The sequence below is a fragment of the Pseudomonas sp. EMN2 genome, from assembly GCF_009650555.1.
Taxonomy (GTDB): Bacteria; Pseudomonadota; Gammaproteobacteria; order Pseudomonadales; family Pseudomonadaceae; genus Aquipseudomonas; species Aquipseudomonas sichuanensis.
On record NZ_VZZR01000010.1, the window covers coordinates 1 to 16,058 of the forward strand.

General features: G+C 64.8%; 12 protein-coding genes. 7 read left to right on the forward strand and 5 right to left on the reverse strand.

Translation table 11 applies throughout. The features are described from left to right. Positions 1–116: 116 nt before the first annotated feature. The 4 genes from F6X61_RS03600 to F6X61_RS03615 are packed head-to-tail and all read right to left on the reverse strand — an operon-like array spanning position 117 to position 3,236. On the reverse strand, positions 117–860 hold the full coding sequence (locus tag F6X61_RS03600; RefSeq protein WP_153785444.1) for a penicillin-binding protein activator LpoB: 744 nt from the start codon (positions 858–860) through the stop codon (positions 117–119). A gap of 3 nt (positions 861–863) precedes the next feature. Then, positions 864–1,451, reverse strand: a complete 588-nt coding sequence (lpoB, locus tag F6X61_RS03605) for a penicillin-binding protein activator LpoB (protein ID WP_153785445.1) — start codon at positions 1,449–1,451, stop codon at positions 864–866. Positions 1,452–1,472: 21 nt separating this feature from the next. After that, positions 1,473–1,829 carry a YcfL family protein gene (locus F6X61_RS03610; RefSeq protein WP_125861040.1) on the reverse strand — a complete coding sequence of 119 codons (357 nt, stop codon included), beginning with the start codon at positions 1,827–1,829 and terminating at the stop codon, positions 1,473–1,475. Positions 1,830–1,844: 15 nt separating this feature from the next. Continuing rightward, on the reverse strand, positions 1,845–3,236 hold the full coding sequence (locus tag F6X61_RS03615) for a COG3014 family protein (protein ID WP_153785446.1): 1,392 nt from the start codon (positions 3,234–3,236) through the stop codon (positions 1,845–1,847). Between the two features lie 295 nt (positions 3,237–3,531). On the opposite strand from F6X61_RS03615, the gene F6X61_RS03620 reads away from it, so the two are divergent. Together F6X61_RS03620 and F6X61_RS03625 are read left to right on the forward strand one after the other, a co-directional pair. Then, on the forward strand, positions 3,532–5,463 hold the full coding sequence (locus F6X61_RS03620) for a cytochrome c/FTR1 family iron permease (RefSeq protein ID WP_153785447.1): 1,932 nt from the start codon (positions 3,532–3,534) through the stop codon (positions 5,461–5,463). A gap of 147 nt (positions 5,464–5,610) precedes the next feature. Next, positions 5,611–6,063 carry a YaiI/YqxD family protein gene (locus F6X61_RS03625; RefSeq protein WP_153785448.1) on the forward strand — a complete coding sequence of 151 codons (453 nt, stop codon included), beginning with the start codon at positions 5,611–5,613 and terminating at the stop codon, positions 6,061–6,063. On the opposite strand, the gene F6X61_RS03630 is transcribed toward F6X61_RS03625, so the two are convergent. Continuing rightward, a complete protein-coding gene (locus F6X61_RS03630; RefSeq protein ID WP_110992061.1) occupies positions 6,064–6,978 on the reverse strand; it encodes a LysR family transcriptional regulator in 915 nt (304 codons plus the stop codon). 191 nt (positions 6,979–7,169) lie between these two features. Between F6X61_RS03630 and F6X61_RS03635 the strand changes: the two genes are divergently transcribed. The 5 genes from F6X61_RS03635 to F6X61_RS03655 all read left to right on the forward strand — a co-directional run bounded on the left by F6X61_RS03635 (position 7,170) and on the right by F6X61_RS03655 (position 15,968). Beyond that, entirely contained in the window at positions 7,170–9,506 is a 2,337-nt protein-coding gene (locus F6X61_RS03635; RefSeq protein ID WP_153785449.1) for a TonB-dependent receptor, read from the forward strand. A 17-nt stretch (positions 9,507–9,523) separates the two neighbouring features. Continuing rightward, positions 9,524–11,197 (forward strand): aryl-sulfate sulfotransferase, encoded by a 1,674-nt coding sequence (locus F6X61_RS03640; protein ID WP_153785450.1) that lies wholly within the window; start codon positions 9,524–9,526, stop codon positions 11,195–11,197. A 391-nt stretch (positions 11,198–11,588) separates the two neighbouring features. Further along, positions 11,589–13,031: an NADP-dependent succinate-semialdehyde dehydrogenase gene (gene gabD / locus F6X61_RS03645; protein ID WP_153785451.1), complete on the forward strand. Its 1,443-nt coding sequence runs from the start codon at positions 11,589–11,591 to the stop codon at positions 13,029–13,031. A gap of 189 nt (positions 13,032–13,220) precedes the next feature. Next, the gene (gene gabT, locus F6X61_RS03650) at positions 13,221–14,498 is read left to right on the forward strand and encodes a 4-aminobutyrate--2-oxoglutarate transaminase (protein WP_153785452.1); all 1,278 of its coding nucleotides are present in this window, start codon (positions 13,221–13,223) and stop codon (positions 14,496–14,498) included. 132 nt (positions 14,499–14,630) lie between these two features. Next, positions 14,631–15,968 (forward strand): response regulator, encoded by a 1,338-nt coding sequence (locus tag F6X61_RS03655; protein ID WP_153785453.1) that lies wholly within the window; start codon positions 14,631–14,633, stop codon positions 15,966–15,968. Positions 15,969–16,058: the final 90 nt, after the last annotated feature.

A 16,058-nucleotide genomic window follows, 5' to 3' on the forward strand; every position in this document is an offset into this window, starting at 1 on the left:
GCCCGAAACAGATGTGGGAGCTGGCTTGCCAGCGATGCGCCGCGCGGGCGGCGCTCGATCTCATAGGCGCTGCAAGGCTTTCGGCGAGCGCCTGGTGGCCTTGATGCGCTCCTCCGTCAGTTCAAGATCCGCGCCGGCTCATCCGGCGGCAGCTTGTCCCGCACCCGCGGCGGACGTGGCTGGCCTGGCCCCACACCGCCCAACTGATCAGCCAACTGCTGCGCCACATCTTCCCCCAGCGCTTTCGACACTTCGCGCACCACCTTCGGGCGGTTCAGAGTCACCCGGCGGTCCTGGCTTTTCATCAGCTTGGTGTCCTGCCCCTCACCCATGGCGGTGAACGCCGAGGTGATCTGCAAGGTGCGGGTATCGATCAGGCTGAAGTCAGCGACCACGCTCAATCCCAGCACCTTCGAATAGCTGTCGGTGTGGGCCAGGGCGTTGACGTCCTCCTGGAAGTCGATGTCCGACAGGGTGCCGAACAGCACATAGTCGGCGCCTTCGAACGCGCCGTTCTTGATCCGTCGGATCACGTCGTACACGTCTTCCTCGGCCTCGGCGGTGTAGGGCTTGCCCTGGATCAGCTCGAACATGCCGGTCTTGAGGATTTCGCCCTTGATGTCCCCGCCGAACTTGCGCAGCTCGGTCTGCTGGATGTAGCTCTTGTTGCTCTCGTACTCGCTGTAGCTCGACGACTGGCTGGCGTTGTACATGCTCGACTGCCCGCTGTTCTGGGCGTTGACGCTGTGGATGTACTCCTCCACCTGCGCCTCGTAGGCCAGGTCGGTCACCGCCACCTTGGGGGCCGCCTGCGCGCCGAAGGCGCAGGCCAGGCCAATGACTGCCATCCATGCACGCATCGGTCAGCGCTCCGTGGTCTTGCGGATTTCTTTCTCGTCCATCCACTCGGCCAGGCCGCTTTCCACGTCGACCAGCTGCAGGCTGAACTTGTAGAACACGTCCTTGTAGTCGCTGCTGCGCTTGACGATGGAGCTGATCGAGCCTTCCAGGCGGTAGCGGGCGGCGATCATGTTGCCGGTCTTGGCCACCGTGCTCTTCTTGTACAGGCCGCTCTGGTTCTGCAGCTGGAGCTGGTCGACCTGGCTCTGCATGTCGGTGTTGTCGCTGGCGAAGCGGGCGGTGCCGGACTTCATCAGCTGGGTCTTGATGGTGGTGGTGATCTCGCGGGTATCGATGTACTCGCTGGTCTTGTTCTTCACGTCGTACACCTGCACCACCGGGCGGCCGCGCAGCACGCCGGACTGGGCCAGGGAACGGGTCATGCTCTCGGCGATCATCTGCAGGTCGGTGGAGCCGAATTCGTTGGTGATCAGCTCGACCGCCTTGCTGTCGCCGTAGCTGATGTTCTTGCCGCCGAGAACCGGCGACGGGGTGCTGCAGCCGCTGACCAGGGCGATGGCGACGGCGGCGAGGGAAAGGCGTGCAAACATGCAGGGTGCTCCTGAAAGGGGTTACCGGGTGTGGGCTTCGAAGCGGAAGTCGGTGGCCTTGGGCGTCGGCGCGATGGCGGGCAGGAACTTGGCCTGCTTGCCATACAGCGGCAGGGCCTTCCAGCTTTCTTCGTCGGCCACCGGGAAGCCGCTGTCGTCCAGCCAGGCGAAGCGGTAGAACAGGGTCTGGTTGCTGCGGCTGGTGTTGTTCAGCGCCACGTTGACGGTGAGGAAGCCATTTTCGCGGGCGACCCGCATCTGATGGACTTCGATATCGTCCAGCTGGCCCATGGTCACGACCTTGCTGGCGGCGGTTTCGGTGTTGGAGCAACCGGCCAGCAAGGCGGCGGTGAGCAGGGCGAGGCAGGTTCTGCGCATGTTCGATCCTTGAAGTTACTTGAGGCTGACCACGGTGGGGGCCGGGCTGGTGGGCGCGACCTGGACGGCCGGGCCGCTGGCGAACACCTGGTTGCCGACCACACGCAGGCTGACCACCTGATAGGGGCGATCGATCTTCACGTTGATCGAGGCCCCGCCCAGTGCCGCCGGCAGCCTCAGCTGGTGCTCGCCGGGCTTCAGGCGCAAGCGGGCCACTTGAGTCTGGTCGGGCAGGGTGCGCCAGGTACGGGTATCGGCATTCTCCAGCACCATCGACGCGATGCCGAAGATCAGGCCGGCCAGCGGATCCTTCTCGTTCAGCTTCTTCTGCGCCAGGGTGCGGGAGACAGCGCGCGCGCTGGTGCGCAGGATGATGCCGGGCATGTCATCGCGCAAGGCCCGGCGCGACATGGCGCTGGTGCTGTTGAGCAAAGTCAGGGCCAGGGGCCTGCCGTCGAGCTGCAAGGCATCCAGCTGTGCGGTGGAGTGGTCTTCGCGAATGATCGGGAACGACAGCGGTGTAATCACCAGGTTGTCATCGATCACCAGGGGCAGGGGGATGCTCATGGAATCGCGGGCTGGCGCCAGGCCGCTCTGCACCACGAACAGCACGTCGCTCTCTGCGGCGGTGGCGCTGTTGCCGTCCAGCTGCAGCAGGGCCTGCTCCAGCAGCGGTGTTTTCGGACGCAGCTCGGCGGCCATGCGGTAACCCGGTGCGGCCAGGCCTTTTTCGCCCAGGGCCTCGTAGACGAAGCCGGCCAGATAGTGGCTGAAGGCGCTCTGGTAGCTGTTCTTGAGGTTGACCACCTCGGGGGCGTCGAGGGTGGCGACCGGATAGCCCTTGAGGTCGGCGACTTCGGTCTTGATGCCGTCCTCCTGTGCTTGCTCTTCGCGCTTGAGGTACGCCTTGTCGCGCAGCTCGGCGATGATCGCTTCGCGCTCGTGGCTCTTGCGGATCGCCACGCGGGCACCGTCGAAGTCGTTCTGGGCCAGCAGGTTCAGGGCCATCTGCGTGGTCAGCATGACTTTTTCGTAGTCGTAGCCTTCGTAGCGGCGGATCTTGTCGTTGACCACGTAGCTGCCGAACTGGCTGAGGTACTTGTCGGTGTCCAGGCGCACCGCCTCTTCCCATTGCACGACCACGCTGTCGGCCGAGCGCCAGGCTGCCAGGCTGCCGGCCAGGTCGCCCTTCGAGCGCAGCAGTTCGCCCTTCTCGAAGTAGTAGAGCAGGTCCTTCTGTTCGCGCGTGTTGTGGCTTTCAAGCAGGGCCAGCGCGGCGTCGACATTGCCCGCGGCCAGTTGCTGGTTGGTTGCCTGCATTTCGCTGTCGTAGCTGCGAAACACCGAGCAGCCGCTGAGATGCAGGAGGGTGAAGAGGGTTGCCAGGATCAGGACGCGGGTTGCCATCGGAGGTTTTCATTCCCTGGAGCATGTTGCTGCCGCTGTAGCGGGGCGGCGGGGCCCTCTGGCCGGGCCAGATCCTTTGGGTAAAGGCACATTGATCGCCAATGGCTATTACGAATGGGCGGCATTATACGCAAAGTGACGGCGTTTTAATGGCCATGTGCCTTTACTGCCCTTGTGACAGGCCCGCCGTCGTAAAGATCCTGACGAGGACGGCGAGGAGGCCGGGAGATTTTGTAGCAAGATTTTTCATGAAATCTGCCCCTGAAGCTTGAGGGACGCAGAGTGGAAGTGAACAATGTTCACTTTCGTATTTACATCGAGACTGGCCATGAATTCCCGTTCCCGCCTGCTTGCCGTGCTGCTCGCCCCGGTGCTGCTGCTGTGCAGCGCCCTGGCGCAGGCAGAGGCCCCCGCCGATGCGACCAAGGCCCTGCATCTGCTGGACTACATTGGCGCCGATTACCCACCGACGGTGCGTGACGGCAAGGTGGTGGACAGCAGCGAATACCGCGAGCAGCAGGAGTTCAGCGGGGTACTGGCCGAGCTGGTCAAAGGCCTGCCGGACAACCCCGAGCGCGCCGCGCTGGAACAGGGTGTGCAGGGCCTGCGCCAGGCCATCGACCAGCGCCAGGAGGGTGCTGGTGTCGCTCGCCAGGCCCGTCAGCTGGGTGCCCGCCTGGCGGTGGCCTACGAGGTCAGCCAGGCGCCGATCATCACCCCCGACCCGGCCCGCGGCGCGGCGCTGTACGCGCAGAACTGCTCGATCTGCCACGGTGACACCGGGCTGGGTGACGGCCCGGCCGGCCTGGGCCTGGAGCCGCCGCCGGCCAACCTGCGCAACGTTGCGCGGCTGGATCAGCTGAGCCTGTACGACCTGTACAACACTCTTGGTCTGGGGATCGAAGGCACCGAGATGCCGTCGTTCGCCGACCAGCTCGACGAGCGTCAGCGCTGGGACGTGGCGGCCTATGTCGCCAGCTTCAGCGCAGACCCCGAGGTGGCCATGGGCGACAAGACCTGGAACATTGCCGACCTGGCCCGGCAGACGCCCGCCGAAGTGGCCGCCAGCGAGGGCCCCGATGCCGTGGCCGCCTTCCGTGCCCAGCGTGCCAAGCCGCCGCAGGTCAAACGCGGCCCAGCGCAGTTGCTCGACTACACCGCCAGCACCCTGGACAAGAGCCTGGCGGCCTACCGCGCCGGCGACCACGACCAGGCCTACGACCTGTCGGTGGCGGCCTACCTGGAAGGCTTCGAACTGGTCGAAAGCTCCCTCGACAACATCGACGCCCAGGTACGCAAGGACACCGAGAAGTCGCTGATGGCCTACCGTCAGTCGCTGCAGGACGGCCTGCCCCTGGCTCAGGCCGAACAGCGCCTGGCCGAAGCCAAGGCCAAGCTCGCGCAGGCCTCAAAACTGCTGGGCAGCGATGGCCTGAGCTGGTCGCTGAGCTACATCTCCGGCCTGCTGATCCTGCTGCGCGAGGGCCTGGAAGCGATCCTGGTGCTGGCGGCGATCCTGGCCTTCCTGCGTAACACCGGCCAGCAGTCGGCGGTGCGCAGCGTCAACATCGGTTGGGGCCTGGCGCTGGTTGCCGGCTTCGCCACCTGGGCCCTGGCGGCCTACGTGATCAACGTGGGCGGCGCCCAGCGCGAACTGCTCGAAGGCTGTACGGCACTGTTCGCCTCGGTGATGGTGCTGTGGTTGGGGGTGTGGATGCACGACCGCCGCCACGCCGCCGCCTGGCAGAACTACATCAAGAGCAGCCTGGTGAGTGGTGGCGGGCGCTTCGGTTTTGCCCTGCTGGCGTTCTTCTCGGTATACCGCGAGCTGTTCGAAGTGATCCTGTTCTACGAAACCCTGTGGCTGCAGGCCGGCCCTGCCGGGCACCAGGCGGTGCTGGCGGGCGGTGCCACGGCGCTGGTGCTGCTGGTGGGCCTGGCCTGGGTGATCCTGCGCGGCTCGGCGAAATTGCCGCTGGCGCTGTTCTTCAGCATCAACGCGGCCTTGCTGTGTGCGCTGTCGGTGGTGTTCGCCGGGCATGGCGTCAAGGCGCTGCAGGAAGCCGGTGTGCTGGGTACACGCCCGGTGGCGTTCTTCGAGTTCGACTGGCTGGGCATTCATGCCGACGCCTACTCGCTGGGTGCGCAGGCGCTGGCGTTGCTGGCGATCGTGTTCCTGTATGGGCGTAGCCGGTTGGCCGAGAAGCGCAGGGCGACAGCCAACTGAAATAGGTGTTGGCTTCTTCGCGGGTAAACCCGCTCCCACAGGTACAGCGTCGTCCTTGCGTCTGCGCCATCCCTGTGGGAGCGGGTTTACCCGCGAAGAGGCCGAACCTGCGACAATCCCAGTCCGAGACCCACAGGAACAACCCCCATGCGTATATGGATCGATGCCGACGCCTGCCCCAAGGCGGCCAAGGACCTGATCGTCAAGTTCGCCCTCAAGCGCAAGCTGGAGGTGGTGATGGTGGCCGGCCAGCCGCAGATAAAGCCGGCCTTCGCCTGCGTGCGGCTGATCGTGGTACCCAGCGGCATGGACGCGGCCGACGATTATCTGGTGGACAATGCCGTGCCGGGCGAGCTGGTGATCTGCAGCGACGTGCCGCTGGCCGACCGCCTGATCAAGAAGGGCGTGGCGGCGCTTGACCCGCGCGGGCGCGAGTTCGACGAGCGCAACATGGGCGAGCGGCTGGCGGTGCGCAACCTGTTCACCGAGCTGCGCGAGCAGGGCCAGGTGGGCGGTGGCCAGGCACCTTATGGCGAGCGCGAAAAGCAGGCGTTTGCCAACGCGCTGGATCGAATCCTCGGCCGTTTGGCCAAGCGCTGATCACATGGCGCTGTCGCAGGCAATCAGTTGCCTGACCAGACCCTGCGCCAGTTGTGACAAGCCATACCCCACCCGGCTGACCACCCCATAGCGGGTGTAGCACGCCTCTTCCTGCTCGGGCGCCAGGTCCGACAGTTTCAGCGCTACCAGCCCCCCCTCGCGCTGGTACGGCTGCAGGTTGGCGCTGCAGGCGATACCGATGGTGTTCGAGTGCTGCACCACGTTGAGCAGCGCGTAGCCATGCTCGCATTCCACGCTGGGTAAAAAATCCTGCCGACCGCTGAGGTCGCTGAGGATCTTGCGGATGTTCGGCGGGCGGAAAGTCGTCGCCAGCGGGTAGTCGAACAAGTCCCGCGCACGCACCTCGGCCTGTGCGGTCAGCGGGTGCCCGGCGCGGCAGCAGAAATGCCAGCGTTGCGGCGTCAGCTTGTGCACCTGGTAATCCGGGTCGGCTTCGAACTGGCGGGTGTCGGCGACGAAGAACTCGATTTCCTCGGCCATCAAGCGGCGGTTCAACGCCTGCCAGTTATCTACCTGGAAGCAGGTGCGTGCCGCCGGGTATTCGGCGACGAAGCGCGCCACCGCCCGGGGCACCAGCCCGCCCGCCGGCGCAGGCCCCGAGCCGAAGCGCACCACGCCCGTGGTGGCGCCATTGAACTGATTGATCTCGTTGACCAGGTTGTGCGCGCCGTGCACCAGCCGCCGTGAGTGCTCCAGCACCAGCAGGCCCTGGCGGGTCGGCGCCAGCTCCTTGCTGGCGCGGTCCACCAGGCGGCAGCCGACGTTGTGCTCGAGCGTCTGGATACTGCGGCTGAACGCCGATTGCGAGAGGTTCACCGCGGCCGCCGCGGCGACGAAGCTGCGGTGCTCGACAAGGGCGATGTAGTGGCGGAGCTGGCGCAGGTCGATATGCATTTTCTACATGGAAACTTTCGGTGGAATGCAATTGCTGGGAAGGGTTGTGAACCTTATAAAGGGAGTCACTTATTCCACAAAATATGAATTACAAATATTTATATCACCTAAAAGAATAAAGCCCCTCTGACCGCGATTCGGTTCCGCCAACGGAAATGCTCGCCAGGGCCCATGCCTCCAGGAGCATTTGCATGTCCCGACTTTCCCCAAGGCCTCTACGCGCGTCGCTGTTCGCCCTGCAACCCCTGGCCGCCGGCCTGCTGCTGGCCGCTGCCGGCAGCAGCTTTGCCGAAGAGCCGGTCACGGCCACCCCCATCGCCAAGCCGGACGCCAAGCTTGGCACCGTGACCGTCAATGCCCGCCGCCGCGAAGAGAGCGCGCAGAACGTGCCCACGCCGATCAGCGTGCTGAGCAGTGAAACCCTGGAAACCCAACGTATTTACCGGGTGCAGGACATCCAGCAACTGGTGCCGAGTACCAACGTGTCCTATGTGCATGCGCGCCAGTCGAGCATCTCCATCCGCGGGCTGGGCAACAACCCAGCCAGCGATGGCCTGGAAGGCAGCGTCGGCGTGTACCTGGACAACGTCTACCTTGGGCGCCCGGGCATGGCGGTGTTCGACCTGCTCGATGTAGAGCAGCTTGAGGTGCTGCGTGGCCCGCAGGGCACGCTGTTCGGCAAGAACACCACCGCCGGGGTGCTGAACATCACCACCCGCAAGCCGACCTTCCACCAGGAGGGCAGCGTGCAGTCGTCGCTGGGCGAGGACGGCTACTGGCAGACCCAGGGCAGTTTCTCCGGGCCGCTGACCGACACCCTCGCCGGGCGTATCAGCGCCTACCACACCGAGGACGACGGCTATGTGAAGAACATCTACAACGGCCACGACCTCAACGGCGGCAAGCGCCAGGGCTTTCGTACCCAGTTGCTGTTCAAGCCCAGCGAAACCTTCAACCTGCGCTGGATCGGCGAGTACAACGAAGAGGACTCCGACAACGGCGTGCTCAGCCTGTACAGCACCGGGCCGACCATCAACGGGGTCAACCGCTACGAAAGCCTGGCCCGCCAGGCCGGCGCCACGCTGGTATCGGGCAAGGACCGCAAGGTCAATTTCGACTCGGACCAGATGGTCAAGGTGTTCCAGGGCGGCACCTCGGTGGAGGCCAATTGGACCTTGCCCAACGACTTCACCCTGACCTCCATCAGCGCCTACCGCTGGTGGGACTTCACCCCGCGCAACGATGACGGCCTGAACGTGCCGGTGTTCTACAACGCCGGGGTGTCGGTGCGCGACAAGCAGTACTCGCAGGAAATCCGCCTGGCCTCGCCAACGGGCGGCTTCTTCGACTACGTGCTCGGCGCCTATTACTTCAAGCAGGACCTGGACAACAAGTCGTTCACCTACAACGGCCCGCAGGCGGATATCTGGAACCTGACGCCGGCCGGCGCCCTGGCCAACGTCACCACGATCGGCAACGGCCATATCGACACCGACAGCTATGCCCTGTTTGCCCAGGGCACCTGGCACCTCACCGAGCGCCTGGACTTCACCGCCGGGGTGCGCGGCACCTATGAAGAGAAGAGCGCCTGGGTGACCCGCGATGCACCCTTCGGTGGCGCGGCGGTCACCGGTGCGGCGGCTGCGGCCCGTCAGGGCAGGGTGGGCGCCTATGACTCGGGTGACCTCAACCAGTACAGCTTCGCCCCCTCCGGGTTGCTCAGCCTGAGCTATCGCTTCAACGATCAAGTACTCGGCTATGCCAGCCTGTCCCACGGCGAGAAGTCCGGCGGGGTGAACCTCACCGTTGGCGCGGCGCCACGGCTGGGCACCGATTCGCTGCTGGTGGGCACCGAGCGCGCCAACAACGCCGAACTGGGGGTCAAGAGCACCCTGCTGGACGGCCGCCTGCAGCTCAACAGCAACCTGTTCTGGACCGAGGTGCACGGCTACCAGGCCAACGTCTACGACCAGATCAACCGCGTGCAATACCTGGCCAACGCAGGCAGCGTGCGCTCGCGGGGCCTGGAGTTCGAAGCCACGGCCCTGCCGGTGCGCGGGCTTACGCTCAACTTCAACGGTTCGTGGAACGACGTGCGCTACACCGAGTACGACGATGCCCCGTGCCCGCCGGAGGTGAGCCTGGCCAGCGCCACGGCCACTTGCGATCTGTCCGGCCACCAGGTGGTCGGCGCCTCCAAGTACATCGCCAACCTCAACGGCCAGTACAAGTGGCAGCTCGGCGAGCGGATCGAACCCTACGTCACCGCCAGCTACGCCTTCCGCTCGAAAGCGGTGGGCACCATCGACGACTCCGACTACGGGCAGATCCCCAGCTACGGCATCGTCAACCTCTCCACCGGCGTGCGCCTGGACCAGGGCGACGGCGTGCTCGACCTGTCGCTGTGGGTGAAGAACGCCGGCGACAAGACCTACTTCACCAGCCTGTGGAACTCCGCCAATGGCGGCTATGCCGGCGTGCTGGGCACGCCGCGCACCGTGGGCGCCACCGCCCGTTACGACTTTTGAGCACAAGGAGCTTTGCCATGAATGCCAAGACCCAACCGCACGACCTGCCTGAAGGCGCCTGTGTCACCGCACGGGTGCCCGCCCGTGATGAAACCCTGCTTGGCGACGTGGTGGTCAACCCGTATCGCCTGGCGCCGCTGACCGCCATCGTGCGCGATGGTGGCCGCAGTCTGAGTGCCGCCCATGTGCGAGTGCTGGGGCGAGGCGAGCGCGGTGTGGCTATCAGCTATGACGTCTCCGACCGCTCGCTATGGACCTACGGCGGCATCCCGGTATTTGGCCTGTACCCCGACCACGTCAACCAGGTGGAAGTGAGCTACAAGCTCGACGGTGAGCGCATCCGCGAGCGTTATGAAATCTACGCCCCGGCCGTACGCCTGCCGGTGGTGGCCAAGCAGACGGCGCCCCTGCCCGAGGTCGAGCCGGTCACGGTGGCCCCAGGCTTCGAGCAGCGTCTGTACCTGTTCAACCATCTGCTGGCGGACATCCCCGGCGGGCGCGCGTTCAAGTGGAACGGCCTGGGCGGTGCCGCCGAGTGGGATTCGGTGGGCAACAACTGGATCGCCGACAGCAACGGCGATGTGCGCTGGTACCTGGACATCGAGCAGATCCACGACTCCAACCACCGCGATGGCCTGGGCGGCACCATGGGCTTCCACCAGACCCGCGACGGCAAACTGATCTGGGGCCAGGGCCAGACCTACTCCAAGTACGACCTGCTCGGCCGGCGCATCTGGCAGCGCAATCTGCCGGACAAGTTCGCCGACTTTTCCCACGAGATCCGCGAGACACCCAACGGCAGCTACTTGCTGCGGGTAGGCACCAGCGACTACCGGCGCCCGGACGGCAAGCGCGTGCGCTCGATCCGCGACCACATCATCGAGGTCAACGAGGCCGGTGACGTGCTGGACTTCTGGGACCTGAACCAGATCCTCGACCCGTACCGCGGCGAGCTCCTGGAAACCCTGGGCAAGGCGGCGATTCAGCTGCCCGATGGGGTACAGAAACAGGACGACCGCCTGGCCAACGAACTGGCCGAGGGCGACCTGCCGTTCGGCGACACGCCGGGGGTGGGTACCGGGCGCAACTGGGCGCACGTCAATGCCATCGACTACGACGCCGATGACGACAGCATCATCGTTTCAGCACGCCACCAGGGTGTGGTGAAGATCGGCCGCGACAAGCAGGTGAAGTGGATTCTCGCCTCGCCCCAGGGTTGGCCGACGCATCTGCAGGACAAAGTGCTCAAGCCGGTGGGCGAGGGCTTCGAATGGTCGTGGACCCAGCACACCGCCTGGCTGACCGGCTACGGCACGCTGACCGTGTTCGACAATGGCTGGGGCCGGGACTTTGCCTTGACCAAACTCAGCGGCAACTACAGCCGGGCGGTGGAGTACAAGGTCGACGAGGCCAAGGGTACCGTCGAGCAGGTGTGGCAGTACGGCAAGGAGCGAGGGGATGAGTGGTACAGCCCGATCACTTCGGTGGTGGCCTACCGGGCGGATACCGACACCCAGTTCATCTATTCCGCGTCGGTGAATTACCTGACGCCCGAGAAGCTCACCACTACGGTGCTCAATGAGGTGCGTCGAGGGAGCCAGGAGGTGGTGGTGGAGCTGAAAGTGCACAGCCGCCAGCCGGGGAGCGTGGGGTATCGGGCGTTGGTGATCGATCTCGATAAGGCGTTCTGAGACATCCTGCCGGGAGGGCCGTCGGTCCTCCCTTCTTTTGACATTCGCCAACTCGTCTAACCTGTCAGGGCCATTCGCGGGTGAACCCGCTCCCACAGGTATTGCGCTGATTTCAAGGTCGGTGCGGTACCTGTGGGAGCGGGTTTACCCGCGAATGGGCGATGCGGTTTTCAGACGGGGTGTTCAACCATTCGTTCTTTTTTTCGAACAGCCTATTGTCCAACACCCCAGCCCCCGCTTAGCATTCCGTTTGAGATTTCAAACGCTCAGCGCCCAGGCATCGAACACCCGGGTACACGAATTCCTGACGGCCGCCCCCGCATGGGGGCGCCTTTTCAACAATCAATAATTCGCGCCGCGCCGTGCCGCAGCGCAGTTAAGGGAAGCCGACATGCAGCTCAAAGACGCTCAGTTGTTCCGCCAGCAAGCCTTCATCAACGGTGAATGGCTGGATGCGGACAGCGGTCAGACCATCAAGGTGACCAACCCGGCCACCGGCGAAGTGATCGGTACCGTACCGAAGATGGGCGCCGCTGAAACCCGCCGCGCCATCGAGGCCGCCGACAAGGCGCTGCCGGCCTGGCGCGCACTGACCGCCAAAGAGCGTGCCGGCAAGCTGCGTCGCTGGTTCGAGCTGATGATCGAGCACCAGGACGACCTGGCCCGCCTGATGACCACCGAGCAGGGCAAGCCGCTGGCCGAAGCCAAGGGCGAAATCGCCTATGCCGCTTCGTTCATCGAGTGGTTCGCCGAAGAAGCCAAGCGTGTCTACGGCGATGTCATCCCAGGCCACCAGCCAGACAAGCGCCTGATCGTCATCAAGCAGCCGATCGGCGTCACCGCCGCCATCACCCCGTGGAACTTCCCGGCCGCGATGATCACCCGTAAAGCCGGCCCGGCCCTGGCCGCCGGTTGCACCATGGTGCTCAAGCCTGCTTCGCAGACCCCGTACTCCGCCCTGGCCCTGGTCGAACTGGCCACCCGTGCCGGCATCCCGGCTGGCGTGCTCAGCGTGATCACCGGCAGCGCCGGCGAAGTCGGCTCCGAACTGACCGGCAACTCCCTGGTACGCAAGCTGTCCTTCACCGGCTCGACCGAAATCGGTCGCCAGCTGATGGAAGAATGCGCCAAGGACATCAAGAAGGTTTCCCTGGAGCTGGGCGGCAACGCGCCGTTCATCGTGTTCGACGACGCCGACCTGGACAAGGCGGTCGAGGGCGCGATCATCTCCAAGTACCGCAACAACGGCCAGACCTGCGTCTGCGCCAACCGTATCTACGTGCAGGACGGCGTCTACGAGGCGTTCGCCGAGAAGCTCAAGGCCGCCGTGGCCAAGCTGAAGATCGGTAACGGTCTGGAAGAAGGCACCACCACCGGCCCGCTGATCGACGGCAAGGCTGTTGCCAAGGTCCAGGAACACATCGAAGACGCCGTCTCCAAAGGCGCCAAGGTGCTGTCCGGCGGCAAGCTGATCGAAGGCAACTTCTTCGAACCGACCATCCTGGTCGACGTGCCGAAGACCGCTGCTGTCGCTAAAGAAGAGACCTTCGGCCCGTTGGCGCCGCTGTTCCGCTTCAAGGACGAGGCCGAAGTCATCGCCATGTCCAATGACACCGAGTTCGGCCTGGCCTCGTACTTCTACGCCCGCGACATGAGCCGTGTGTTCCGTGTTGCCGAGGCCCTGGAATACGGCATGGTCGGTATCAACACCGGCCTGATCTCCAACGAAGTCGCGCCGTTCGGCGGTATCAAGGCCTCGGGCCTGGGCCGCGAAGGTTCCAAGTACGGCATCGAGGACTACCTCGAAATCAAATACCTGTGCATCAGCGTCTGATCGCTGACTGACAGAGCAGTATTTACCTCTGCCAGCGGGGCGCGAGAGCGACGCCTCGCTGGTCTTTTTGACACCGCAGTACCTGGTGGCCAGGGCGTTCACGACAGTCGATCAACGAATACTGAACGTGAACACACCCAGCCCCCCCCGAATCAAAGCGCCGTCAGAGTCGGCGCGAATGAGGGCATTATGAGCAAGACCAACGAATCCTTGATGCAACGCCGTGTCGCCGCCGTCCCACGTGGCGTTGGCCAGATTCACCCGATCTTCGTCGATACCGCGAAGAACTCGACGGTGATCGACGTTGAAGGCCGCGAACTGATCGACTTCGCCGGCGGCATCGCAGTACTGAACACCGGCCACCTGCACCCGAAAGTGGTCGCGGCCGTGCAAGAGCAGCTGACCAAGGTCAGCCACACCTGCTTCCAGGTGCTGGCCTACGAGCCCTACGTCGAGCTGTGCGAGAAGATCAACAAGCTGGTCCCAGGTGACTTCGACAAGAAGACCCTGCTGGTCACCACCGGCTCCGAAGCCGTCGAGAACGCCGTCAAGATCGCCCGTGCCGCCACCGGCCGCGCTGGCGTGATCGCCTTCACCGGCGGTTACCACGGCCGTACCATGATGACCCTGGGCCTGACCGGCAAGGTCGTGCCGTACTCCGCTGGCATGGGCCTGATGCCGGGCGGCGTGTTCCGCGCCCTGTTCCCGAGCGAGCTGCACGGTGTCAGCGTTGACGACGCCATCGCTTCGGTCGAGCGCATCTTCAAGAACGACGCCGAGCCGCGCGACATCGCCGCGATCATCCTCGAGCCGGTACAAGGCGAAGGCGGCTTCCTGCCAGCGCCGAAAGAGCTGATGAAGCGCCTGCGCGCCCTGTGCGACCAGCACGGCATCCTGCTGATCGCCGACGAAGTGCAGACCGGCGCTGGCCGTACCGGCACCTTCTTCGCCATGGAGCAGATGGGCGTTGCGCCTGACCTGACCACCTTCGCCAAGTCCATCGCTGGCGGCTTCCCGCTGGCCGGTGTGTGCGGCAAGGCCGAGTACATGGACGCCATCGCCCCGGGCGGCCTGGGTGGCACCTACGCCGGTTCGCCGATCGCTTGCGCCGCGGCCCTGGCCGTGATCGAAGTGTTCGAGGAAGAGAAACTGCTGGACCGCAGCAAGGCTGTCGGCGAGCGCCTGACCGCTGGCCTGCGCGAAATCCAGAAGAAGCACCCGATCATCGGCGACGTCCGCGGTCTGGGTTCGATGATCGCTGTGGAAGTGTTCGAGAAGGGTACCCACACCCCGAACGCTGCCGCCGTTGGCCAGGTTGTCGCCAAGGCGCGTGACAAGGGCCTGATCCTGCTGTCCTGCGGTACCTACGGCAACGTCCTGCGCATCCTGGTGCCGCTGACTGCCGAAGATGCACTGCTGGACAAAGGCCTGGCGATCATCGAAGAGTGCTTCGCCGAACTCGCCTGAATGTGACACGCTTCAGAAAAAACCCGCCTAGGCGGGTTTTTTTTATGCCGTTTGTCGGCTTCAGACGCTAAGGTTGTACGAGGATTCCGTGGAAGCTGCGAAGGATCGCGCGCCATTACAGGAGACTCGCTCATGAGCGCCGCCGACCCCATCCCGCCTTGTGTCTTGATTGCCGAGGGCGATCCTTGGGTGCGTGACATGCTCAGCGAAATGCTGCTCAGCGTGCGTTGCGATGCACGCTTGCACGTTTGTGCCGATGGCGCCCAGGCGCTGAGCGCGCTGGCATCCAAGCCCGACCTGATCATCGCCGCCCGCGAACTCGCCGGGCTCGATGGCCTCGACCTGCTGCGCAAGGTGCGCAAGCAGGGCGAACAGTCGGGTATGCCGTTCATCCTCATGAGCAACCGCACCGATACCGCCAGCGTGCGCGAGGCGCTGCCACTGCACCCCACCGCCTACCTGAGCAAACCGCTCGACCTGGACAACCTGCGTAAACGCCTGGAAGACTTGCTGGTGCATGTCGGCGAGCAGATTGCCTGCCCGGTCCCGGTGTTGCCGCCGGGTCTCAAGCTCTCGGCCTTCCTCGAACAGCGCCGCGCTACCGCCGACGGCGGCCCGCTGTTCGCCGACGTGCAGGTGGCGATCAAGCGCGCCCTCAACCCCGAGGGCCTGAACCTCAAGGTGCTCGAGGAAGAGGTGCGCAACGACCCGCAGATCACCGGGGTGCTGATCGCCGCCGCCAACAGTGCCGCGATGCACCGCGATGCGCCGGTGCAGACGTTGATGCAAGCGCTGAACAAGCTCGGCAGCACCCAGAGCATGAACCTCATTCTGGGCCTGACCCTCAAGCGCAGTGCGCGCTTGAGCGACCCCTTGCTGGCGCGGCACGCTGCCCGTTACTGGGACTTTTCCCTGCACACCGCCGAGTACGGCCGCACCCTGGCACGCATGCTCGAGGTGGACGAAGGCCGTTGTTACTGCGCGGGGCTGCTGCATTGCCTGGGTGACCTGGCGGTGCTGCGCACCTTGCAGGAATGGCGCCTGGCGGGCGGCGAACTGGATGAAGACCAGGTTCAGTTGTCGCTCAACGAATTCGGCGCGCCGTTCGGCTCGGCGCTACGCACCCGCTGGCGCTTGCCGCTGAACCTGCGCGAGCTGATCGCTGCGGTGTATCAGTTGGGCGGCGGTGTCTACTCGCGGGAGATCCTGGCCATGAGCCTGGCCGGCCAGCTGGCGCGGCTCAGGCCCAGCGAAGGGCTGGAAAAGGTCGCCAGCGGCAAGACAGCACGCTTGCTCAAGGTCGGGCTGCCGGAGTTGACGCGGTTGCGCAAGGTGGACCCTGAAGCGCTGGCGCGGGAGGAGGCTGAGCGCCAGGCGGCACAGGATGCTGAAAGCGAGCCGGAGGTCGATGTGCTCGTGCCTCCCCCAGCAGATGCCGAGCCCGTGGACGGAGAAGATCGCCAGGCCTGAGCCGCGCGGCGGTGGTGCATCAGGCTTGGGATCGGTCCTACAGGCATTGCGGACGTCCGTTCGTATCCTCGGAAGTACTTCAGGCGTAGT